This is a genomic window from Segatella copri, assembly GCF_015074785.1.
Classification (GTDB): domain Bacteria; phylum Bacteroidota; class Bacteroidia; order Bacteroidales; family Bacteroidaceae; genus Prevotella.
Map to the genome: position 1 here is coordinate 3326957 of NZ_CP042464.1, position 22062 is coordinate 3349018.

Below are 22062 nucleotides of genomic sequence, written 5' to 3' on the forward strand. Positions count from 1 at the left end.
GCCAGCAAAGCTGTAAAAAAGCTTTGCTGGCGATTTCTCTGTATATAATCTTACTCAATCATATTCTTGAGTATCCATTTCCTGAAGAATGGGTCTTCTATTTCATATCTGTCACTTCGGATGATGTAGCCTTTCTTGCTTAAACGCAATAAAGCACTTGTCATTGTGCTGGTAGGTTGGTTCCTGTCTTGTGCAGGATTGTTGCCCTCGCAGATACTGACCATTACATTTTTCTATTGCAGTTGTTCCATTGTCGGTTGATGGTTGGAATGAAACCGATACCTCGTCTGTCATCGGACTTGCATATTTCGGAATATGGCTTATACTTTTGCGAATCATCCTTTATACAAAATGACTCAATGTTTGCAGAAAATGGAACATTTTTCTGCTGTTTCGCTGAAAAATGTTTCCTTTGCAGCCGTAATTGAATAAAAATATAAGAATTATGGCAGAAAATAGACAAGAATTGAACCGCAACTTGGCTCAGATGCTCAAGGGTGGTGTGATTATGGACGTAACAACTCCAGAACAGGCAAAAATCGCAGAGGCAGCAGGTGCATGCGCAGTAATGGCGCTGGAACGTATTCCAGCTGATATCCGTGCAGCAGGTGGTGTTTCACGTATGAGCGACCCTAAGATGATCAAGGGTATTCAGGAGGCTGTTTCTATCCCGGTAATGGCTAAGTGCCGTATCGGTCACTTCGCTGAGGCTCAGATTCTTCAGGCTATCGAAATCGACTATATCGACGAGAGCGAGGTGCTCTCTCCAGCAGATAATGTTTATCACATTGATAAGACTCAGTTTGACGTACCATTCGTTTGTGGTGCCAAGAACCTGGGCGAGGCGCTCCGCCGTATTGCTGAGGGTGCTACGATGATCCGTACCAAGGGTGAGCCAGGAACAGGTGATGTGGTTCAGGCTGTTACCCACATGCGTATGATGCAGAGCGAAATCCGCCGCCTGGTTTCTATGAGCGAGGATGAACTTTATGAGGCTGCCAAGCAGTTGCAGGCTCCTTACGATTTGGTGAAGTATGTTCACGAGAACGGCAAGTTGCCAGTGGTTAACTTTGCTGCCGGTGGTGTGGCTACTCCAGCTGATGCTGCCCTGATGATGCAGCTCGGTGCTGAGGGTGTATTCGTAGGTTCTGGAATCTTCAAGAGCGGTAACCCTGCTAAGCGTGCACAGGCTATCGTGAAGGCTGTTACCAACTACAACGACCCTAAGATGTTGGCTGAGTTGAGCGAGGACCTCGGCGAGGCAATGGTAGGTATCAATGAGCAGGAGATTGCTTTGCTCATGGCTGAAAGAGGTAAGTAATAGATGAGATAACGGATAAGAGCCCCTCCTGCACAAGAAGGGGCTTTTATATTAGATAAGTATGTTATGAGAATAGCAGTATTAGCTTTACAAGGCGCTTTTGCTGAGCACAGACAGAAGTTGGCTCAGTTGGGCGTGGATAGTTTCGAGGTTCGCCAGTTGAAGGATTGGGACCAGCCTAAGGATGGCTTGATTATTCCGGGCGGTGAGAGTACCACCCAGGCGAAACTCTTGAATGAACTGGGATTGATGGAGCCTGTGAAGGAGGCGATTGCTGCCGGCTTGCCAGTTTATGGTACCTGTGCCGGTTTGATTCTTCTTGCCAAGAAGATTGAGGGCGAGCCTAGTCAGCGCATTGCTTCGATGGACATCACGGCTTTGAGAAATGCCTACGGTCACCAGTTGGGCAGTTTCTACATCGAGGCTCCGATGAAGGGTATCGAGGGCAATATCCCAATGACATTCATCCGTGCTCCTTATATTAAAGAGGTGTGGGGAGATGCTGAGGTTCTTGCTGAGGTAGATGGCAAGATTGTAGCTGCCCGCCAGGGTAACCAGCTCGTTACTGCCTTCCATCCTGAACTGAACGAAAGTCTGGAGATTCATAAGTATTTTCTGGGGATGTGCAGCAAGTAGGCTTCATCCTAAGATACTTTTTTATTGAATGTCAGATACTTTTTTCCGATAAATGTTTGCCGTTTACAAATATTCATCGTATCTTTGCATTATGAAATCTTCGTTACGTAAAATTAATAATGATGTAAATGCTTATGGTACAGTTAAATCCTTTTATTATTGAAGGCTATCTTTCGCCGGAATATTTCTGTGATAGGGTAGAGGAAACAGCTCTTCTTACCCGCCATTTGACCAATCGGTGCAATGTCGCGTTGATTGCGCCAAGACGTCTGGGTAAGTCGGGACTGATTTATAATTGTTTTCAGCAGGAGAACATCCGTGAGCAGTATCATTGCATCTTTATTGATATTTATGATACGAAGAATTTGAACGAATTCGTCTATGCGCTGGGCAAGGGAATCCTGACGGCACTCAAGCCAAAGGGCAGGAAAGTATGGGAATTTTTCCTGAATATGCTCCAGTCTCTGAAGTCAACTATCTCTTTTGACATCAATGGAAATCCGGAGTGGAGTGTTGGTTTGGGAGATATTCAGGCTCCGGATATTACGCTGGATGAGATCTTCGCTTATCTCGAACAGGCAGATAAACCTTGTCTGGTGGCGATAGATGAGTTTCAGACAGTTGCAAACTATCCAGAGAAAACCGTTGAGGCAACCTTGCGTAAGCGAATACAGAATTGCCACAATGCAAACTTTGTCTTTTCTGGCTCTAAGCGCCACATGATGGCATTGATGTTTACTTCCCAGTCACGCCCGTTCTATCATAGTTCGAGTATCATGGGGTTGGAGGCAATCAATGAGCAGACTTACCTGGAATTTGCCAATCACCATCTTGCCAGGAACAATAAAGAGATAAGTGCAGCGGCTTTTACCTATTTATATCATCATTTCGATGGCATTACCTGGTATATTCAGTATGTACTCAATATGCTCTATACTTCAATTTCTGATAGGTCTTTGTTGCAGGAGGATGATGTCAGGATGGCGATAGATAGCATCCTTTCCCAGCAGCGTTTTGCCTATCAGGCCTTGCTGTTTCAGCTTACAGCCAAGCAGAAACAGCTTCTCATAGCCATTGCTCAGGAAGGTAAGTCTTCTTCCCTGATGTCGCAAGAGTTTTTGCAGAAGTATCATCTTGGTGCAAGCACCGTGCAAGGAGCAGTCAAAACCTTACTGGACAGAGATTTTATCACGCAAGATGAAGGCGTTTACCAATTATGTGACAAGTTTTTGGAGTTGAGCCTGCGAGCAGGTTGAGTAAGTAAAAGATTCGTCTGAGTAAGCGAAATGATGCGGCAGGGTGAGCACACGGATATGACTGAACAAGCACAAGGATACGACTGAGCAAGTGAAAGAATACGTTTGCTCAGGTTCAAGAAGTCGGAATATCAGGTTCAAGGAGGCTGTTTCTAAGAGATTCCCACTAGGCTCAGCAGTTCTGCTGAGCCTAGTCAGCAGGTCTGCCGACTGCAGTCAGCACATCTGCCGAGCCTAGTGGCAACACCCTATAATAGTACAACCACACACCTTTTAGTTGTACGATAATAACCGTTTATAACAACTCCGGAAGCTGGAAGAGCTTCACGCTGTTGCTGCCTTTGATGAGGATGTAATGGTCGTGAGGCTGGTTCGCCTTGAGTGCTTCCTTCACTTCCTCTACATTCTGGAACTTGCGGTAGCTGCATGGAATATCCTTGAACTCATCGCCTACCAGCCATACATTCTCCAGACCGGCTGCCTGCAACTGGTCTACTACCTTCTGGTGCTCCTCGTGGCTCACTTCGCCGAGTTCGCCCATCTGTCCGAGAATCGCCATCTTATGAGGCACATCCATCACGCGGAAGTTCTCGATGGCGGCTGCCATGCTCGATGGGTTGGCATTGTAGGCATCTACCACCAGCTTGTTGTGCGCCGTCTCTTCCAATTGCGAACGGTTGTTGCTTGGGATGTAGTTCTCCAGGGCATGATCTATCTGCTGTGGCTTCACATCGAAATGAAGACCGATGGTGATGGCGGCAAGCATGTTGTCGATATTGTAAGAGCCGATGAGATGGGTTTGAACCTCATGCCAGTCGAAACTCTCGGTGCGCCAGCGGAACTTCAGGAAAGGAGCGCAGGAGATGACTTCTCCCCATACATCGCAGTTTCCATCCTTGCCGTAGGTGATGAGGCGGTTGATGTTGCGCTGCTCTGCCATCTGTATCAGATGCTCGTTGTCTGCATTGATGAAGACGAGGGCATCGTTGGCTGCGAGGTAATCATAGAGTTCTCCCTTGGTTTTCTTCACGCCTTCGAAACTGCCGAATCCCTGCAGGTGGGCACGACCTACGTTGGTAATCATACCGCAGGTTGGCTCCACGTATTCCACGAGTTTCCGGATGTCACCAGGATGGGAAGCACCCATCTCTACAACGGCAATCTCGTTTTCCGGAGAGAGACGGAAGAGCGTCTTTGGTACGCCTACATCATTATTGAAGTTACCCTGGGTGAACATCACGTTGAACTTCTCGCCGAGAACAGCAGAGACGAGTTCCTTGGTGGTGGTCTTGCCGTTGGTTCCGGTGATTCCTACTACAGGAATATCGAAGTGGCGGCGATGCTCACGGGCTAGTTTCTTGAAGGTGGTGAGGCAGTCCTCTACGAGGATGTAGCGCTCGTCTCCCTCCTTGGCATACTCTTTTTCATCAACAATCACATAGGCACAGCCTTTCTCCAAAGCCATGTCGGCAAACTTGTTGCCATCAAACGATGCGCCCTTCAAAGCCAGGAAGATGCTGCCCTCTGGGCAGTCGCGGCTGTCAGTGGTAATCACTGGGTGCGCTTGGTAAATCTGATAGAGTTCTGAAATATCCATAGTCTATAACTGTTATTTTGGGTGCAAAAGTAATCTAAATTATGGACATAACAAACAATTTTCCCAAAAAATGATGGTAATCTCGAATATTCTTTCTATTTTTGCAGAAATATTCGATGAATCTTTAGAAAGTGAGGCTCTTTATGGGTAGTAGAGATGAAAAAGATAAAACGAAAGTAAGGAAGGAAAAGCTGGCAGGCTATTTCTATAATCTATCCCAGTTGATATTTACGGGAACTGGGGTTGGAGGCGTGTTGCCGTTTTTACATGGGACGGCTTCATCAGGTGATATTTCCGTATTAGTTTTTGGCGCAGTTGCAACAGCAGGCTCTGCATACTTCGCCAATAGAATTTTAAAATATTAGGATTTATGAGTTATTTAGCGTTATTTTTTATGATAACTTCTATTGTTATTATTGCTCTTATAGCTTGGAGTTATACAAAGTCAGGAGAAAAGTGGCTTAAAGAATTGTAGAATATTAAGCTATGGAAGTTTACAATGGACTATTGTTTTTCTTTGTGGTTGGAACAATCATAGGTGGAAGCTTTCTTGCCTGGACTTATACTAAGCCCGGTAAAAAATGGCTTAAGGAGTTATAATCCGATGGAATATACAATCAATATCAAGGGGCGCTTGATGGATTTGAGTACCCCTCAGGTGATGGGCATCCTGAACGTTACGCCCGACAGTTTCTACTCTGGCAGTAGAAAGCAGACAGAAATGGAGATAGCTCAGAGAGCTAATCAGATTATAGAAGAAGGTGGAAGCATCATTGATGTGGGCGCATTCTCCACCCGTCCCGGTGCCGATGAAGTATCGGAAGAGGAGGAGGGAAGACGCCTGAAGTTCGCTCTCGACATCGTTCGCAGGGAGCAACCGGATGCTGCCGTCTCCGTAGATACCTATCGCCCTACCTTGGCACGTAAGTGTATCGAGGAGTGGGGAGCTGACATCATCAACGATGTATCAGAAGGTGGAATCACAGGCATCGCCAATGTACCGCTGGAGCAGAGACAGGAGGAATATCCAGAAATGTTCCGGTTGGTGGGCGATCTGAGGGTACCTTATATATTAATGTCGGTGCAGCCTACGCTCGAAACGATGATGAAGGGCTTTGCAAGAGAGGTGCAGCAGTTGCGTGACCTGGGAGCCAAGGACATCATCCTCGACCCAGGCTTCGGCTTCGGCAAGAATCTCATCCAGAATTATCAGATTTATAATGAGATGGAGAAGTTGAACGTGATGGAACTTCCGGTTCTGGTAGGCATCTCCCGCAAGAGTATGATATACAAGCTGCTGGGTGGAGATGCTACGACATCGCTCAATGGAACTTCCGTTCTCGACACCATCGCTCTGATGAAGGGCGCCAGCATCCTCAGAGTGCACGATGTGAAAGAAGCTGCTGAGGCTGTGAAGATAATAGAAGCAATGAAGGAGGGACGCACATGATAGAATTTGGAATCAAAGACTTTCTCGATATTCTCCTGGTAGCCTCGCTGCTGTTCTATGTTTATCGTCTGATGAAGGAATCGCGCTCACTGAACATCTTCGTGGGCATCATGCTCTTCGTTCTTATCTGGCTCTTTGTGAGTCAGATACTGGAAATGCGTCTGTTGGGTTCTATCCTGGATAAACTGGTGAGCGTGGGAGTTATTGCCCTCATCGTCATCTTTCAGGAGGATATCCGTAGATTCCTCTATGAGATAGGTTCGCAGAAAGGTATGCGCCGGCTGGTTCGCTTCTTCCACTCCAGCAAGGAGAGCCAGAAGGAGGCTAACAAGGAGACCATCATGCCGATTGTGATGGCGTGTATGAGTATGGCGAAGAAATACGTAGGTGCTCTTATCGTTATAGAGCGAGGCGTTCCGCTGAAGGACATCATGGATACGGGTGAGGAGATAGACGCCAAGATTAACCAGCGGCTGATAGAGAATATTTTCTTCAAGAATTCGCCGCTTCATGATGGAGCCATGGTGGTGAGCAATAAGCGCATCATGGCAGCCGGATGTATTCTGCCTGTGAGTCATAACCTCGATATTCCGAAGGAACTGGGACTCCGCCATCGTGCCGCTCTCGGAATATCACAGAGCAGTGATGCCATCGCCGTCATCGTATCCGAGGAGACCGGACGAATCAGCGTGGCCATCAAGGGCGAGTTCAAACTCAGACTCTCGGCTGAGGAACTGGAAAGCATCCTTACTCTGGAGATGATATAAGTAAAGTGAAGAGTGAAGAACGAAGAGTGAAGAATTCATCACTTTTCCTACTACGTAAACCTTTACGATATGAATAATCTCCCGATTTAGCTTTTTTTACACATTTTAATCGCTGCTATTTCAAAGAAAATGTGTACTTTTGCAAAGTCGATGTGGCAAAAAGGTGAAAAACAAGATAACATCACCTAACACTTTGACAGATCTACTTAGGAAACAACAAAATATATAAAATATTAAAAAGTAAAATGGATTTATTACAGCAAATCGTAGCTCGCGCTAAAGCTGACAAGCAGCGCATCGTGCTCCCTGAAGCAGAAGAGGAGCGTACATTGAAAGCAGCCGATAAAGTTTTGGCTGATGATCTCGCAGACATCATCCTCATCGGTAACCCTGCCAATATTAAGAATCTCGCTGCTCAGTGGGGTCTTAACAACATCGACAAGGCTACTATCGTTGATCCACAAAACAACCCTAAGACTGAGGAGTATGCTGAGAAGCTCGCTGAACTTCGCAAGAAGAAGGGCATGACCGTAGAGCAGGCTCGTGAACTCGTAACTAAGAACAACCTCTATCTCGGTTGTATGATTATCAAGACTGAGGGCGCTGACGGTCAGATTTCTGGTGCATTGAGCACTACTGGCGATACTCTCCGTCCAGCTCTTCAGATTATCAAGTGCACTCCAGGTATCACTTGCGTAAGTGGTGCTATGTTGCTCATCACAGACCAGAAGCAGTATGGTCAGGATGGTATTGTAGTAATGGGTGACGTTGCTGTAACTCCAAACCCTACAGCAGACCAGCTTGCTCAGATTGCCTATACTACAGCTCATACAGCTCAGTCAGTGGCAGGTATTGCTGATCCACAGATTGCCATGTTGAGCTTCTCAACAATGGGTAGCGCAAAGGATGCTATCAACAAGGAGACTGGCAAGAGCGTTTATATCATTGACAAGGTAAAGGATGCCGTAGCTATCGCTAAGGAGAAGTTCCCAGAGCTTCATCTCGATGGTGAACTTCAGGCAGATGCAGCCCTCGTTCCTGAGGTAGCTGCCAAGAAGGCTCCAGGTTCTGACGTTGCTGGTAAGGCTAACGTATTGGTAGTTCCAAACCTCGAGGTTGGTAACATCGGCTATAAGCTCGTTCAGCGCCTGGGTGGTGCCATCGCTATCGGTCCTATCCTTCAGGGTATTGCCCGTCCTGTTAACGATCTTTCTCGTGGTTGCTCTGTTGATGACATCTACTACATGGTAGCCATCACAGCTTGTCAGGCACAGGATGCTAAGAAGGCGTAAGTATATAGTTAATAGTTAACAGTTAACAGTTTATAGGGCTAAGCTGCTGTAAGATGGGTAGTTTATGCTATAGACTGTAAACTATAAATTTTAAATTGAAAACAAAATGAAAGTATTGGTTCTGAACTGTGGTAGTTCATCTATCAAGTACAAATTATATAATATGGACGATGAGTCTGTATTGGCACAGGGTGGTGTAGAGCGTATCGGTCTTGATAACGCTTTCATCAAGGTGAAATTGCCTAACGGCGAGAAGAAGCAGATCATGCACGACATGCCTGACCACAAGGAAGGTGTGAACTTCGTGTTCAAGTGCTTGCTCGACCCGGAAATCGGCGCTATCAAGGATTTGAAAGAAATCGACGCTGTAGGACACCGTGTCGTACAGGGTGGTGACAAGTTCAAGGAGAGCGTTATCGTTGACAAGAGCGTAGAGGATGGTATCGAGGAACTTTGCGACCTCGCTCCTGTTCACAACGCAGGTCACCTGAAGGGTATCCGTGCCGTTGACTCTTTGATGCCTGGCACTCCTCAGGTTTGCGTATTCGACAACGCATTCCACAGCACAATGCCTGACTACGCTTACCTCTATGCAATTCCTTACGAATTGTACGAGAAGTATCACGTACGCCGTTATGGTTTCCACGGAACATCTCACCGTTATGTTTCTAAGCGTGTTTGCGAGATTCTCGGTCTCGACCAGAACAACTCTAAGATCATCACTTGCCACATCGGTAACGGTGGCTCTGTAGCTGCTGTATTGAATGGTAAGGTATTGGATACTTCAATGGGCTTGACCCCATTGGCTGGTTTGATGATGGGTTCACGTTGTGGTGACATCGATGCTTCTGCCGTTACCTACTTGATGGAGAAGTTGAACATGAAGCCACAGGAGATGGCTGACTTCCTGAACAAGAAGAGTGGTGTGCTCGGTATTACAGGTATTTCTTCTGATATGCGCGACATCGAAAAGGCTGCCAACGAGGGTAACGAGAAGGCTCAGTTGGCTCTCCGTATGTATGAGTATCGCATAAAGAAGTACATCGGTGCTTACACAGCAGCTATGGGTGGCGTTGACGCTATCGTATTCACAGCAGGTGTTGGTGAGAACCAGACCGACCTCCGCGAGGATTCTTGCAAGAACCTGGAGTATCTTGGCATCAAGATTAACAAGGAAGTAAATGACAAGGTTCGTGGTGAGGAAGCTATCATCTCTACTGACGACAGTAAGGTGAAGGTAGTAGTAGTTCCTACCGACGAGGAGATTGTTATCGCTCGCGATACAATGGAGTTGGTTGCTAACAAGTAATCATACGCTATATATAATAAGGTGAAGACTAGAAACATAAGTGAATGGTCTTCACCTTTTTAAATTTTTAGAATTATGAAAACAAAGATTGTAACTTTCGGAGAAATATTGCTTAGGATTTCTAAGCCTGGTTATCAACGTCTATTTCAGGGACATCATATGTTTGGCAATTATGGTGGCAGTGAGGCTAATGCAGCCATCTCTTTGGCTTATTTAGGCGATAATGTAGAGTATGTAACCCGTGTGCCATACGGTGAGATGGGTGAGGCGGCGTTGATGCATCTCAGAGAGTACGGTCTGAATGTTTCTCATGTTGTGCGTGGCGGCGAACGTCTCGGAACTTATTATTTCGAAGAGGCAGTAGCTATGCGCAATTCCCGTGTGGTTTACGACCGCAAGAATTCTTCTTTCTATACGCTGAAGCGCGGAATGGTGAAATGGGAAAAGGTGCTGGCTGATGCAGCCGTATTTCATTGCTCCGGCATTACCTGTGCTATCAGCCGCGATGCGATGGAGTCAACTATGGATGCCATCAAACTTGCTGTTTCTGACGGGTTGACCATTGCCTGCGACATTAATTACCGTAAGAATCTCTGGGGATATGGTCTGGAGCCTCATGATGTGCTATTCCAGATGATGCAGTATAGCGACATCATCTTTGGTGACCAGAATGAGTGGGAGGTAGCCAGCGGTGTGCCTCATATTCCTTTCGAGGCTTTGGATGCAGACTATGAGATAGACAGGGAGGCTTATCTGGAGTATTTCCGCAAGATGCATCAGCTCTTCCCTAAGTGTAAGAAGATGCTGATGGCGGTAAGAAATCAGATTGCCAGCAGTCATCATACCTTGAGCGGCTTGCTCTATGATGCTGTAGAAGATCAGCTCTATACTACAAGAATCTATGATATTGAGCCGATTGTTGACCCGATGGGTGTAGGTGATGCCTTTATTGCTGCCTATATTCATGCCCATCAGAAGTGGGGCGACAAGAACCAGTATTGCCTGGACTTCTCACTGTCAGCAAGTGCAATAAAGAATACGGTTCCGGGTGATCAGAATCTGGTTACAGAAGAAGAAATCATCAATAACATGACTTCTTCAGGAGGACGTATACAGAGATAGTTTATAGTTGATAGTTAATAGTTTATAGCAGGAACCTCTTTAAGCAAGATTGTCCTATAAACTATTAACTATCAACTATAAATTATATTTACGGTTGGCTTTCGCCTTCCACATATTCTTCCATAAACATGTGTTCGCCATCAAACACGGCATAGGTGAACTGCCATATCCAGTCGCCCAGAATCATCAGTCGGGTCTTTTTGCTCAACATCAGATCCAGTTCGATGTGGCGATGGCCGAACATGAAGTAATCTATATCCTTGTGGCCTTGCATATACTGTTTGGCAAAGCGCACCAGGAACTCCTTCTTTTCGCCCATATAAGGCTCTTCCTTTCCGTCAGCACGTTTCAGTCGGCTATGCTTAGCCCAGTTCAGACCCAAAGCCATTCCCCAGCGGGGATGAATCGCATTAAGGAGGCGTTGGCAAGTATGATTCTGGAACATTCTTTTCAAGAACTTGAATTTCTTGTCTGGGTCACCCAGTCCGTCTCCATGTGCCAGATAGAATACTTTATCGTATATCTCTACGGTCTGAGGCTTGTAATGTACGGTAACGCCACATTCTTCCTCCAGGTAGCCATAGGTCCAGAGATCGTGGTTACCCGTAAAGAAATGTACCTCCACTCCCATATCGGTCAATTCCGAGAGTTTACCTAAGAAGCGTGTATAGCCTTTTGGTACGACATATTTATATTCGTTCCAGAAGTCAAACATGTCACCCAGGAGATAAACTGCCGCAGCCTTCGTCTTGATGCTGTCCAGAAAACGGACCAGGCGGCGTTCTTGCATGCGGGCATGCGGAATGGCTAATGAGCCAAGGTGCGCATCTGAGAGGAAATATACATTTTTCATAAGCGATTCTTTTTAAATGAATAGTGAAGAATGAAGAGTGAAGAATCCAACGGCTTTGTCTTTATTCAAAACCGAGTTCTACGCGAGCTTCCTCGCTCATCATACTCTGATCCCAAGCCGGTTCGAATACAAGGTTCACATTGGCAGATTTTACGCCTTCCACGCTGTCTACCTTGCTTCTTACATCCTCCAGGATGAAGTCAGCAGCAGGGCATGAAGGGGCAGTGAAGGTCATGTCGAGATCTACGGTGGCATCGTCTTTCACATCTATTTTATAAATCATACCGAGGTCCCAGATGTTGACAGGAATCTCTGGGTCGTAAACGGTCTTAAGCACATCTACGATCTTTTCTTCTATCTTTGTCTTTTCTTCTTGTGTCATAATAATCTTTGTTTTTGCCTACAAAGATAATAATTATTGCAGACAAAACAAAAAGAAAAGCTGTTTTTTTCTTGCAGAAGGTCTAATATACCTCAAATAGACTACAATTTACCTTTGTCGTGATATGAATAAAAGGCACCATCGGTTATGATGACATGGTCCATAAAGAAGAGGCGCATGATTTCGCAGGCTTTGGCTATCTTCTGGGTAAGTACATCATCGGCTTTGCTTGGCTGAGGATTGTTGCTGGGATGATTGTGGCTGAAGGCGATAATGGTAGCGTTGTTGAGCACCGCTTCTTTGATGATGAGCCGGATGTCGGTTGCCGTTTCTGTAATGCCGCCTTTTGAGATGCAGCTCGCTTTGATGAGCTTGAAGTTCTGGTTCATCATCAGGAGCCATGCTTCCTCTGTGTCTAAATCCTGCATCTTCGGAAGCATATAGTTGTAGATGGCAAGGGATGAGCCTAAGTCGGGACGTGTGCCAATCTTATCGAGAGCGCGGCGCTTGCCCAGTTCGCAGGCTGCAAGGATGGTGATGGCTTTTGCGGGTCCCATTCCTTTATATTGCGTCAGTTCTCTGATGGACTTCTTTCCTAGCTGGTTCAGGTTGTTGTCGCAATCCTTCAGAATGCGTTTCATCAGGTCTACGGCACTTTCGTCAGTAGATCCCGACCCAATCAGAATACCTAAGAGCTCGGCATTGGATAACGCTGAGGCTCCCAAGCGCTCCAGTTTCTCGCGAGGCTTGTCTTCTTCTGCCCAATTGGCAATGGTTAATTTCTCTGCCATAATAATAACTGATTAGTAGATTATTATTGGCTTCTCTTTTGGCGGGGAAGTCTTATTTGTAGAAAGTCTTGTTGTATGCGCTGAATTCGCTCTGTCCCAGTACGCATCTCTTCCACCATGCAGAAAGGAATCCGCATCCGTAACCCATCAGCTGTGTGAAGGCAGCGCGAATGCTCAGCAAGCCTATCTTCACGCTGTGATTCTCTCTGCTGCTGTCGATAAACAGTGCGATGGTATAGAGAATGATGCCGGCGAGACCGATGCTGCCCAATGCTGCCATCGCATTACCCAAGGTTGGGAATACGTGAACGGTGCCAAGCATGTATGGCAGGAAGCCGAAGAAGAGTAGAAACAGCGTGCCTATTACGCCCACGGTGAAGACCATAGGAAGGAGATGCACGAGTTTGAGACTCTCTGGATATTTCTTGTAGAGGTTGATACGGGCGATGCCACTGTTGTAGACCTGTCGCCAGAACTTGCGGAAGTCGGTGCGGCGCTTATGCCAAACCCATGCTTCAGGGAACAGACGGCAACGGCAGCCTGCCTTGAAGATACGGATAGAGAAATCTATGTCCTCACCGAAACGCATATTGGAAAAGCCATTCAACCTGAGATAAACATCCCTGCGGATGCCCATGTTGAATGAACGGGGATAGAACTTATCCATCTTCTTCTTTCCGCCACGGATACCACCGGTGGTAAAGAAAGAAGTCATGGAATAAGAAATGGCTTTCTGAGTATCTGTAAATGATGAGTGCGCCTTGTCGGGACCGCCGAAAGCATCGGCTGGCTCACGGCTCAACTCATCACTTACAGCCTTCAGATAACCTTCTGGCAAGACCACGTCGCTATCGAGTATCAGAAGATACTCACCCTTGGCGCGCTCGGCACCATAGTTGCGACTCTGACCCGGACCAGAGTTCTCCTTATAGTAATAATGTATATCCATCATGTGCTCATATCGTTTGCACACCTCCTCGCAGGGAGTCTGTGAGCCATCCTCAACGATGACAACTTCGAAGTCTTTCTCAGATTGATGAGTCAGACTCTCTAAAAGTTCGTCCACTTCGTCAGGACGATTAAATACAGGTACTATGATGGAATATTTCATTCTTCTTACTATTAAGGGTTAGTTTTACTCAATAAGAGCACAATCTTCCTGTTGGAGGATGTATTACTCGCTTACACGACCAAGGTAGCTACCGTCACGGGTGTCGATCTGGATAGTCTCGCCTTCGTTGACGAACAAAGGTACACGAACCTCAGCACCAGTCTCCAATGTAGCAGGCTTTGTTGCGTTGGTAGCAGTATTACCCTTTACACCTGGCTCAGAGTGAGTAATCTTCAAAGTAGTCTTCACTGGCATTTCAGCCAAGAGGATAGTACCATCAGTTGTATCAGTAACCACCTCAACAACGTCACCCTCTTTCATGTACTGGCCACCTGTAACGTTCTCCTTAGCGATAGGCACCTGCTCGAAAGTCTCCTGGTTCATGAAGATGCAACCAGTAGCGTCCTCGTAGAGGTACTGGTAAGGACGGCGCTCAACGCGAACATCCTCCAATTTGAAACCTACCTGGAATGTACGTTCCAATACACGACCGTCGGCAACATTCTTCAATTTTGTGTTCATTACGGTGTTACCTTTACCTGGCTTTCTGTGCTGAAAGTCGATGCAAACCCATACTTTGCCATCCATGCGGATGCAAGTACCAATCTTAATTTCCTGTGAATTAATCATTTCTTGTTTATCTTGAATGTTATTATAATAATCTCAAAATCGAGTGCAAAGTTACGGCAAAAACATGAAAAATCAAAGGAAATATCGAAAAAAACATAAATATTTAAGCTAAATTTGGTAGTTTTCTTGGTTATTTCAGAAAATATGCGTAATTTTGCAGCCCAAAAAGGGCGTGTTTTGCACTTTTGTGAAGAATATTAATTAAAAAATAAATAAGAAAAATGAAAAGAACATTTCAGCCTCACAATCGTCGTCGCGTAAACAAGCATGGTTTCCGTGAGCGTATGGCAACAAAGAATGGTCGTCGCGTATTGGCTTCTCGCCGTGCTCATGGCCGTAAGAAGTTAACTGTATCTGACGAGCACCACGGAAAGTAATTCCGAGGAAAGATTCGTCTGTTGACGATGACATTAAAAGCAGCAAGGATGTATTCTTTGCTGCTTTTTGTTGTTTATAACGCCCCTTTCTTTTCAGAGATTGCTCTTTTGGGAACAAAGATGTTTTGTTTTTATATCATAAAATTAGGTGGTAAGAGTGCAAAAACTTTCCTTTTTATTTTGTTCTTCCCCCAAATACTTGTATCTTTGCACCAAAAAATAATATATGACTTCATCAGAGTTTATAAATAAGTTTAAGAGTAAGTACCTTTGGGGGAATATCGGTGCCATGATTCTGGTGCTGGTGTTGCTCTGTGTCGGTGTCAAGTATGGCATCGATATCTATACCCATCATGGTGAGGCCATCCGTGTGCCGGATATTCGATATAAGAATATCGATGATGCTACACATATCCTCGACGATGCGGGATTGGAAATTGTTGTAACGGATACGGGATATGTCCGCTCTTTGCCGCCTGATGTCATTCTGGAGCAGACTCCAGTTTTCGGAGAAGTGGTAAAGTCGGGACATGTTATCTATGTTACCATCAATTCTGATCATTCTCCACGTATCACCATTCCTGATGTCATTGACAACAGTTCGTTGCGAGAGGCAATGGCTAAACTTACTGCTATGGGATTCAAACTGGGTACACCTGAATATATTCCTGGCGAAGAGGATTGGGTTTATGGTATCCTCGTTAAGGGTAAGCATGTTGTGGCTGGTGATAAAGTTTCTATCGATGATGTGCTTGTCATACAGGTTGGCAATGGTAAACGGAGTGTTGATGATTCCATCGATGTGGTAGATCCGGTTTATCACGGCGAAGAAGATGTGATGGAAGGCGAAGGTGACATGAGCGGAGAAACTCATGAAGACAACTTCGAGGTGGTTCCTGGTACGGAAGTCACAGAGCCTGCTCCTTCGCATGAACACCACCAGAAGGAAGTGGTGGAGTGAACAAATGAATAATTGATAATTAATAATTGATAATTAAGAGTGGAAATTCTGAATTATATATATAATAAGGTATATGCTCCTGTAGAGGATGACTTCGGGTTTGATGATGCAGGAGATATGGACGAACTGGATGATGAACTCCAGATGGAGGAAGGAAACGCTGCTTCTGGTGAAGGAGGGGATGAACTCTATGAGCACTGGAAGGTTCAGGTGGATGCCAACCAGGATCCGGTCCGCATCGATAAATACCTGGCTGATAAGATGGCCTATCAGAGCCGTAACCGTATTCAGCAGGCTGCTGATGCCGGATTCATCCATGTCAATGGTAAACCGGTAAAGAGCAACTATAAGGTGCGCCCTAATGATCTGGTTACTCTGATGCTCGACCGTCCTCGTCATGAAACGAGTATCAAACCTGAAGAAATCGCTATCAATGTGGTTTATGAAGACGACCAGCTGATGGTGGTTAACAAGGAAGCCGGTATGGTGGTGCATCCGGGTGCGGGCAACTTTCATGGAACCTTGATTCAGGCGGTAGCCTGGCATTTAAGGGATATGCCTGAGTTTGATGCCAATGATCCGGAAGTGGGCTTGGTGCATCGCATCGATAAAGATACCAGCGGACTGCTCGTTGTGGCAAAAACTCCTACGGCAAAGACCGCACTGGGTAAGCAGTTCTTCAACAAGACTACCCATCGCAGTTACAATGCGCTCGTTTGGGGCAATATTGTAGAAGATGAAGGTCGCATAGAAGGCAATATCGGCCGTGATCCGAAGAACCGCCTCCGTATGAAGGTCTTCGATCCGGACAGCGGAATAGGCAAGACGGCGGTTACGCATTACAAGGTGTTGGAACGTTTCGGTTATACCACCTTGGTGCAGTGTGTGCTTGAAACAGGCCGTACCCATCAGATTCGTGCCCACATGAAGCATATCGGTCATCCGCTCTTTATGGACGAAACGTATGGCGGAACAGAGATTCTGAGAGGTCAGCGCAGTAGCAGCTACAAGGCATTTATCCAGAACTGCTTCAAACTCTGTCCGCGTCAGGCTCTCCATGCCAAGACACTCGGCTTCGTGCATCCTACAACCAAGCAGCAGATGGATTTTGACAGTGAGTGGCCAAATGATTTTAGACAATTAATAGAAAAGTGGCGCGGCTTCATCGCTGGCACCACACAAGATACATTCAAAAATATTTAGTAATTATGGAAAATAGCAAGAGAACGATAGCCATCGTATGTGGTGGTGATTCTTCTGAGCACGACGTATCATTGCGCTCAGGACAGGGTTTGTACTCTTTCTTTGATAAAGAGCGCTACAATATTTATCTCGTCGATGTGAAGGGTACCGACTGGCATGTTGCTTTGGATAATGGTGAGACTATCGAGATTGACAAGAACGATTTTTCTTTCGTTATGAACGGCAAGCATGTCTATTTCGATTATGCTTATATCACTATCCACGGACAGCCTGGTGAGAATGGTGTGATGCAGGGCTACTTTGACCTCATCCATCTGCCATACTCTACAAGCGGTGTTCTGGTAGAGGCAATGACTTTTGATAAGTATGTGCTCAATAATTATCTGCGCGGTTTCGGTATAAACGTAGCAGACAGTATCTTGCTCCGTCGCGGTGAAGCTTATGATGAAGAAGAGATTGCCAAGCGCATCGGTATGCCTTGTTTCGTAAAGCCTGCTGCTGACGGCAGTAGCTTTGGTGTGAGCAAGGTGAAGAATGCTGACCAGCTGGCTCCAGCCCTCCGTGTGGCTTTCATGGAGAGCAATGAGGTAATGATTGAGGGCTTCCTTGATGGTACCGAGATTTCACAGGGCATCTACAAGACAGCCGAGAAGACTGTTGTGTTGCCGGCTACCGAAGTGGTGACCACCAACGAGTTCTTCGATTACGATGCCAAGTATAACGGTCAGGTACAGGAAATCACTCCAGCCCGTCTCTCTCCAGAGACTGCAGAAGAGGTTGCCAAGACCACATCACGCATCTACGACATTCTTCATGCCAACGGTATCATCCGTATCGACTATATCATCTCTAAGGATAAGGATGGTAAAGACAAGGTGAACATGCTGGAGATCAATACCACTCCAGGTATGACCGTTACCAGCTTCATTCCTCAGCAGGTTCGTGCAGCAGGTCTTGATATCAAGGATGTGCTCAGCGAAATTGTGGAGAATCAGTTCTAATAATTAATGAGGAGTTAAGGAGTTAAAGAAGTTAAGGAGTTAAGACAACGGTAGAAATTAATGGAATGTAAAGATATCGTTTTAGAACATTTGTCTTAACTTCTATAACTCCTTAACTCCTTAACTCCCGAAAAAAACATAAAGTTATGAATATCCCTCAAGAATTTGATACCATCCGTCCTTGGGAGCCTGAAGATCTCCCAGAGGTATTCGACCGTTTGCTTTCAAACGATCAGTTTAAACAAGTGCTTGCCTATCTCTATCCACAAGTACCTTTCGAGATGATTGCCCAGAAGTTGAAGGCATGTAAGACCAATCTGGATTTCCAGTTGGCTTTTGCTTACGATTTTGTTCATGGCATTCTGAAGAAGGCTGCAACAGGCTGCGAGATGGATTGCACATCGCTCGATAATACCCGTAATTATACTTTCATCAGTAATCACCGTGATATCGTGCTCGATTCAGCCATCCTCGATGTCCTTCTTATCGATAACGGTTTTAAGACCACTTGCGAGATAGCCATCGGTGATAATCTCCTTTCTCTTCCTTGGGTCAAGGACCTGGTACGTGTCAACAAGGCGTTTATCGTAGAGCGTGCCCTGAGCATGCGACAGATGCTGATGTCGAGCAAGCGCCTCTCTGACTATATGCATTTCGCCATCAAGGAGAAGAACGAGAATATCTGGATAGCCCAGCGCGAGGGTAGGGCCAAGGACAGTAATGACCGTACTCAGAAGAGTATTCTGCAGATGATGTCGATGGGAGGCGAGGGTAGCATTATCGACCGCCTGAAACAACTTCATCTCGTACCGCTCTCTATCAGTTACGAATATGATCCATGCGATTTTCTGAAGGCAAAGGAGTTCCAGCAGAAGCGCGATAATGCCGATTGGAAGAAGGGACCAATGGATGATCTGGTAAGCATGCAGACCGGTATCTTCGGTTATAAGGGTCATGTTCATTACCATGCAGCCCCATGTCTTGATGATTATCTGGACAGTCTTGATCCTGATATGCCTAAGCAGGATATATATAATAAGGTAGCCGCCTACATGGATGAGCAGATATTCAAGAACTACCGCCTCTATCCGGGCAACTATGTGGCTCTTGATTTGCTTGAAAACTCAACAGCTCATCAGGCAGAATATACTGCCGAAGATAAGGCAAAATTTGAAAAATATATGGCTGGTCAGCTTGCGAAAATTGACCTTCCAAACAAGGATGAAGCTTACTTGAGAGAAAGAATTCTCGAGATGTATGCCAATCCTGTACGTAATTACCTTGCTGCTCAATAGCGGCAAGGTAATACTTTTTCTGTTTGATGATGTTGGAAATTGTTATTGTCTGCCTGTTTTAATCAGACTCCTAATTGGTAATTCATAAGCTGTTTACGACAGACAGTTAACAGGCAAACCACAGACAGCCTACTGGCGCTATAGCCGCTAGTGGACTGTTCGCCTAGAACAGCCTTCCCAAATGCCTTTGTTTCGTTTTTATGCGAAGCTTACGAAGAAATACTCTTCACTCTTCACCTTTTGCTCGGAATCCCCTGTGTTTATCGGCATTCCGGGCGGTGAAGAGTATTCGGGCACTCTTCACCTACTCTTCACCACTCTTCACCTCTTTGTTTCGGCGGATTTGCGTTTCTTCTTACGCCTCGAAGCCTCGTGCCTAGGTGAAGAGTGGTGAAGAGTGGGTGAAGAGTCGCAGATAACTCTTCACCCCTTGAAACGCCCTGTTTATGGGCGTTTCAGGGCAAAAGGTGAAGAGTGAAGAGCTTTTGGCTGTAAATTCCTGCATTTATCAGCATTTATTTCTGTTCTTGTTTTTCTGCAATGCATTCCATTTCTATCAGCCAGCCTGGTCTGCATACTCTTGCCTCTACGATGATATGTGGTATCTGAGGGTAAAACTGATTCATCAGTTGCTCTACGGTATGATAGTCTGAGATGTCGCGCAGGTAGATGATAAAGTATTGGATATCGTTCATCATCGCATCGCCATCCTTCAATAAAGCACCGATGTTCTCGAGCAATCTGCCGGTTTGTCTTATAATATCGCCTTCGTATACAACTGCTCCATCTTTATCTATGCTGGCTGTTCCTGATATGAAATATTGTTTCTTCTGGGGTAGGGAAAGGCTGGTTCCCCGTTCAAAGGCTACTCCGTATTCGTGAGTAGGATTCAGATGGTTGAGTGCCTGGAGATATTGCTTGTCTTCTTCCCTGATGCCGGGAACGGTCAGAAAGTCGATAGCTACAGATGCATGACGTACGGATGTTGCTCCGCCGATGCCCGTACTGGCTATATAATGGGTTTCTGCCGTCAGACCTTGCTGGTCGAAAACATCATTGCGGGCTTCTACTACTCCCTGATAGTTTACATCGATATGAGTTACGTATATCCATGTTCTTACCAGGTTACGCTCCATCGTCATATCTGTACCGGCGATAAGTTGCTGGTATTTGTCGAATAGCATTCGGGTCTGTTCGTATGAATCCTTTCCCTTCGCTTCTTCCTCAGTGAGGCGAAGACTATGGAACAGGATAGGGGTCTTATCGTCTGTGGTCTTGATAAGAAGTGAAATCTTGCTCCCGTTGAGCGGAGGTTGCTCCACAACCGTAAGATGGGTATCCTTAAGATACTCCTGATAAAGGAGTGATTCCTCAAACTCTCTTATCTGGTTCTGGGAGTCGCTGAGGAATACCTTACAATATTGCAAAGTACGATTTTCCAGTTTCTCTGTATCGAGAATGTTACCTAGTTTCAGATACAGAAAATTCAAGCGGTCGTTGAACGTCCCCTTAGCTTCTGGTGATAGTATTATGTATTTGTCCATCTTGTTTTTCTTTTTTCGCCGGCAAAGGTACGGATAATATATGAGATATAAGAATATAGACAGGATGAAAAGATGAAAATACCGAGAAATGGGGATGGGATGATGTTGAGTAGAGCGAAAAAGAGGGTGTGTCATGAACTTATGACACACCCTCAATCTCTTTCTTATATCCTGCTTTAAAGTGATTCGAGCATGCGCTTGATGACAACCTCGGCTGAAATCTCACGGTTGGCTGCCTCTGGAATCACCAGGCTGTTCTTGCTTTCAATGACATCATCGGTTACAATCAAGCCACGGCGAACTGGCAGACAGTGCATGAAGCAACCATCGTTGGTCCAGCTCATGTGCTCCTCGTCGATGGTCCAGCTCATATCCTTGCTCAGGATTTCGCCATACTGTGCTGGGTCTTTCACGCCCGGACAGCTCCAGTTCTTGGCATAAACGAAGTCTGCACCTTCCAGCGCCTTCTTCTGGTCGTACTCCACCTTGGCGTTGCCCACGAACTTAGGGTCGAGTTCATAGCCCTCTGGGTGAGTAACCACGAAATCTACATCGGCTGCATTCATCCACTGAGCGAATGAGTTTGGCACAGCCTGAGGCAAGGCACGGCAATGAGGAGCCCAGGTCAGGACTACCTTAGGACGAGCCACCTTCTTATGCTCCTCGATGGTGATGAGGTCGGCGAATGCCTGGAGAGGGTGAACGGTAGCAGTCTCCATAGCGAAGACTGGACGGCCGCTGTACTTCACGAACTGGTTGACGATGGTCTCGGCATAATCGTAGTCACGGTCTTTCAAACCGGCAAAGCTGCGCACACCGATAAGGTCGCAGAAGCTACCCATCACAGGGATAGCCTCCAGCAGGTGCTCGCTCTTGTCGCCATCCATGATAACGCCACGCTCTGTCTCCAGTTTCCATGCACCGGCATTCACATCGAGTACGATTACATTCATGCCCAGGTTCATCGCAGCCTTCTGTGTACTTAGTCGGGTACGGAGACTGTTATTGAAGAATATCATCAGCAAGGTCTTGTTCTTGCCCAACTCCTGATAACCGAAACGGTTTGCTTTCACTTCCTGTGCCTCGGCGAGTGCTGCTTTCAGGTCGCCAAGGTCTTCAACATTAAAGAATGTCTTCATTGTTATTTCGTTTTTTATTTGTTAT

The 22062-nt window shown here is 46.0% G+C and carries 23 protein-coding genes; 14 read left to right on the forward strand and 9 right to left on the reverse strand.

The genetic code is table 11. The features are described from left to right. Positions 1-50 precede the first annotated feature (50 nt). A complete protein-coding gene (locus FO447_RS13640) occupies positions 51-224 on the reverse strand; it encodes a hypothetical protein (protein WP_200756849.1) in 174 nt (57 codons plus the stop codon). Positions 225-445: 221 nt separating this feature from the next. Between FO447_RS13640 and pdxS the strand changes: the two genes are divergently transcribed. The 3 genes from pdxS (at position 446) to FO447_RS13655 (ending at position 3213) form a co-directional block, all read left to right on the forward strand. Beyond that, entirely contained in the window at positions 446-1321 is an 876-nt protein-coding gene (gene pdxS / locus FO447_RS13645; protein ID WP_006847583.1) for a pyridoxal 5'-phosphate synthase lyase subunit PdxS, read from the forward strand. Positions 1322-1387: 66 nt separating this feature from the next. Further along, positions 1388-1957 carry a pyridoxal 5'-phosphate synthase glutaminase subunit PdxT gene (gene pdxT / locus FO447_RS13650; RefSeq protein ID WP_200756851.1) on the forward strand — a complete coding sequence of 190 codons (570 nt, stop codon included), beginning with the start codon at positions 1388-1390 and terminating at the stop codon, positions 1955-1957. A gap of 134 nt (positions 1958-2091) precedes the next feature. After that, entirely contained in the window at positions 2092-3213 is a 1122-nt protein-coding gene (locus FO447_RS13655) for an AAA family ATPase (protein ID WP_200756853.1), read from the forward strand. A 295-nt stretch (positions 3214-3508) separates the two neighbouring features. On the opposite strand, the gene FO447_RS13660 is transcribed toward FO447_RS13655, so the two are convergent. Next, positions 3509-4810 (reverse strand): UDP-N-acetylmuramoyl-tripeptide--D-alanyl-D-alanine ligase, encoded by a 1302-nt coding sequence (locus FO447_RS13660; RefSeq protein ID WP_200756855.1) that lies wholly within the window; start codon positions 4808-4810, stop codon positions 3509-3511. 143 nt (positions 4811-4953) lie between these two features. On the opposite strand from FO447_RS13660, the gene FO447_RS13665 reads away from it, so the two are divergent. The 6 genes from FO447_RS13665 to FO447_RS13690 all read left to right on the forward strand — a co-directional run bounded on the left by FO447_RS13665 (position 4954) and on the right by FO447_RS13690 (position 10750). Beyond that, positions 4954-5175, forward strand: a complete 222-nt coding sequence (locus FO447_RS13665) for a hypothetical protein (RefSeq protein ID WP_118254376.1) — start codon at positions 4954-4956, stop codon at positions 5173-5175. Between the two features lie 239 nt (positions 5176-5414). Next, positions 5415-6260 carry a dihydropteroate synthase gene (folP, locus tag FO447_RS13670; protein ID WP_200756857.1) on the forward strand — a complete coding sequence of 282 codons (846 nt, stop codon included), beginning with the start codon at positions 5415-5417 and terminating at the stop codon, positions 6258-6260. After that, the gene (cdaA, locus tag FO447_RS13675; RefSeq protein WP_006847577.1) at positions 6257-7027 is read left to right on the forward strand and encodes a diadenylate cyclase CdaA; all 771 of its coding nucleotides are present in this window, start codon (positions 6257-6259) and stop codon (positions 7025-7027) included. The genes folP and cdaA overlap by 4 nt, the downstream gene beginning before the upstream one ends. Before the next feature lie 245 nt (positions 7028-7272). Beyond that, positions 7273-8319, forward strand: a complete 1047-nt coding sequence (gene pta, locus FO447_RS13680; protein ID WP_118190903.1) for a phosphate acetyltransferase — start codon at positions 7273-7275, stop codon at positions 8317-8319. Positions 8320-8425: 106 nt separating this feature from the next. Beyond that, the gene (locus FO447_RS13685; protein ID WP_118079873.1) at positions 8426-9628 is read left to right on the forward strand and encodes an acetate kinase; all 1203 of its coding nucleotides are present in this window, start codon (positions 8426-8428) and stop codon (positions 9626-9628) included. 75 nt (positions 9629-9703) lie between these two features. Further along, the gene (locus tag FO447_RS13690) at positions 9704-10750 is read left to right on the forward strand and encodes a sugar kinase (RefSeq protein ID WP_200756859.1); all 1047 of its coding nucleotides are present in this window, start codon (positions 9704-9706) and stop codon (positions 10748-10750) included. A gap of 88 nt (positions 10751-10838) precedes the next feature. Here FO447_RS13690 and FO447_RS13695 read toward each other — a convergent pair whose 3' ends face one another. The 5 genes from FO447_RS13695 to efp form a co-directional block, all read right to left on the reverse strand. Continuing rightward, on the reverse strand, positions 10839-11603 hold the full coding sequence (locus FO447_RS13695; RefSeq protein ID WP_117587524.1) for a UDP-2,3-diacylglucosamine diphosphatase: 765 nt from the start codon (positions 11601-11603) through the stop codon (positions 10839-10841). A 61-nt stretch (positions 11604-11664) separates the two neighbouring features. Continuing rightward, complete coding sequence (locus tag FO447_RS13700) at positions 11665-11985, reverse strand: metal-sulfur cluster assembly factor (protein ID WP_006847572.1); 321 nt, start codon at positions 11983-11985, stop codon at positions 11665-11667. Between the two features lie 101 nt (positions 11986-12086). Next, entirely contained in the window at positions 12087-12776 is a 690-nt protein-coding gene (gene radC / locus FO447_RS13705) for a RadC family protein (protein ID WP_200756860.1), read from the reverse strand. Positions 12777-12828: 52 nt separating this feature from the next. Then, entirely contained in the window at positions 12829-13887 is a 1059-nt protein-coding gene (locus tag FO447_RS13710; RefSeq protein ID WP_200756862.1) for a glycosyltransferase, read from the reverse strand. A gap of 63 nt (positions 13888-13950) precedes the next feature. After that, positions 13951-14517 carry an elongation factor P gene (gene efp / locus FO447_RS13715; RefSeq protein WP_022121096.1) on the reverse strand — a complete coding sequence of 189 codons (567 nt, stop codon included), beginning with the start codon at positions 14515-14517 and terminating at the stop codon, positions 13951-13953. A 221-nt stretch (positions 14518-14738) separates the two neighbouring features. Here efp and rpmH point away from each other — a divergent pair, with 221 nt between their 5' ends. The 5 genes from rpmH (at position 14739) to FO447_RS13740 (ending at position 19354) form a co-directional block, all read left to right on the forward strand. Further along, a complete protein-coding gene (gene rpmH, locus FO447_RS13720; RefSeq protein ID WP_004351099.1) occupies positions 14739-14894 on the forward strand; it encodes a 50S ribosomal protein L34 in 156 nt (51 codons plus the stop codon). A 226-nt stretch (positions 14895-15120) separates the two neighbouring features. Next, complete coding sequence (locus FO447_RS13725; protein ID WP_117694658.1) at positions 15121-15855, forward strand: PASTA domain-containing protein; 735 nt, start codon at positions 15121-15123, stop codon at positions 15853-15855. A 144-nt stretch (positions 15856-15999) separates the two neighbouring features. Next, positions 16000-17058, forward strand: a complete 1059-nt coding sequence (locus FO447_RS13730; RefSeq protein ID WP_118063531.1) for an RluA family pseudouridine synthase — start codon at positions 16000-16002, stop codon at positions 17056-17058. 5 nt (positions 17059-17063) lie between these two features. Next, positions 17064-18059, forward strand: a complete 996-nt coding sequence (locus FO447_RS13735) for a D-alanine--D-alanine ligase (protein ID WP_006847565.1) — start codon at positions 17064-17066, stop codon at positions 18057-18059. Positions 18060-18205: 146 nt separating this feature from the next. Continuing rightward, positions 18206-19354: a 1-acyl-sn-glycerol-3-phosphate acyltransferase gene (locus FO447_RS13740; RefSeq protein ID WP_117694657.1), complete on the forward strand. Its 1149-nt coding sequence runs from the start codon at positions 18206-18208 to the stop codon at positions 19352-19354. Positions 19355-19869: 515 nt separating this feature from the next. On the opposite strand, the gene FO447_RS13745 is transcribed toward FO447_RS13740, so the two are convergent. Further along, positions 19870-20898, reverse strand: a complete 1029-nt coding sequence (locus FO447_RS13745; RefSeq protein ID WP_200756864.1) for a Rid family hydrolase — start codon at positions 20896-20898, stop codon at positions 19870-19872. Between the two features lie 176 nt (positions 20899-21074). Then, on the reverse strand, positions 21075-22037 hold the full coding sequence (locus tag FO447_RS13750) for an acetylornithine carbamoyltransferase (RefSeq protein WP_089544463.1): 963 nt from the start codon (positions 22035-22037) through the stop codon (positions 21075-21077). Between the last annotated feature and the right edge of the window lie 25 nt (positions 22038-22062).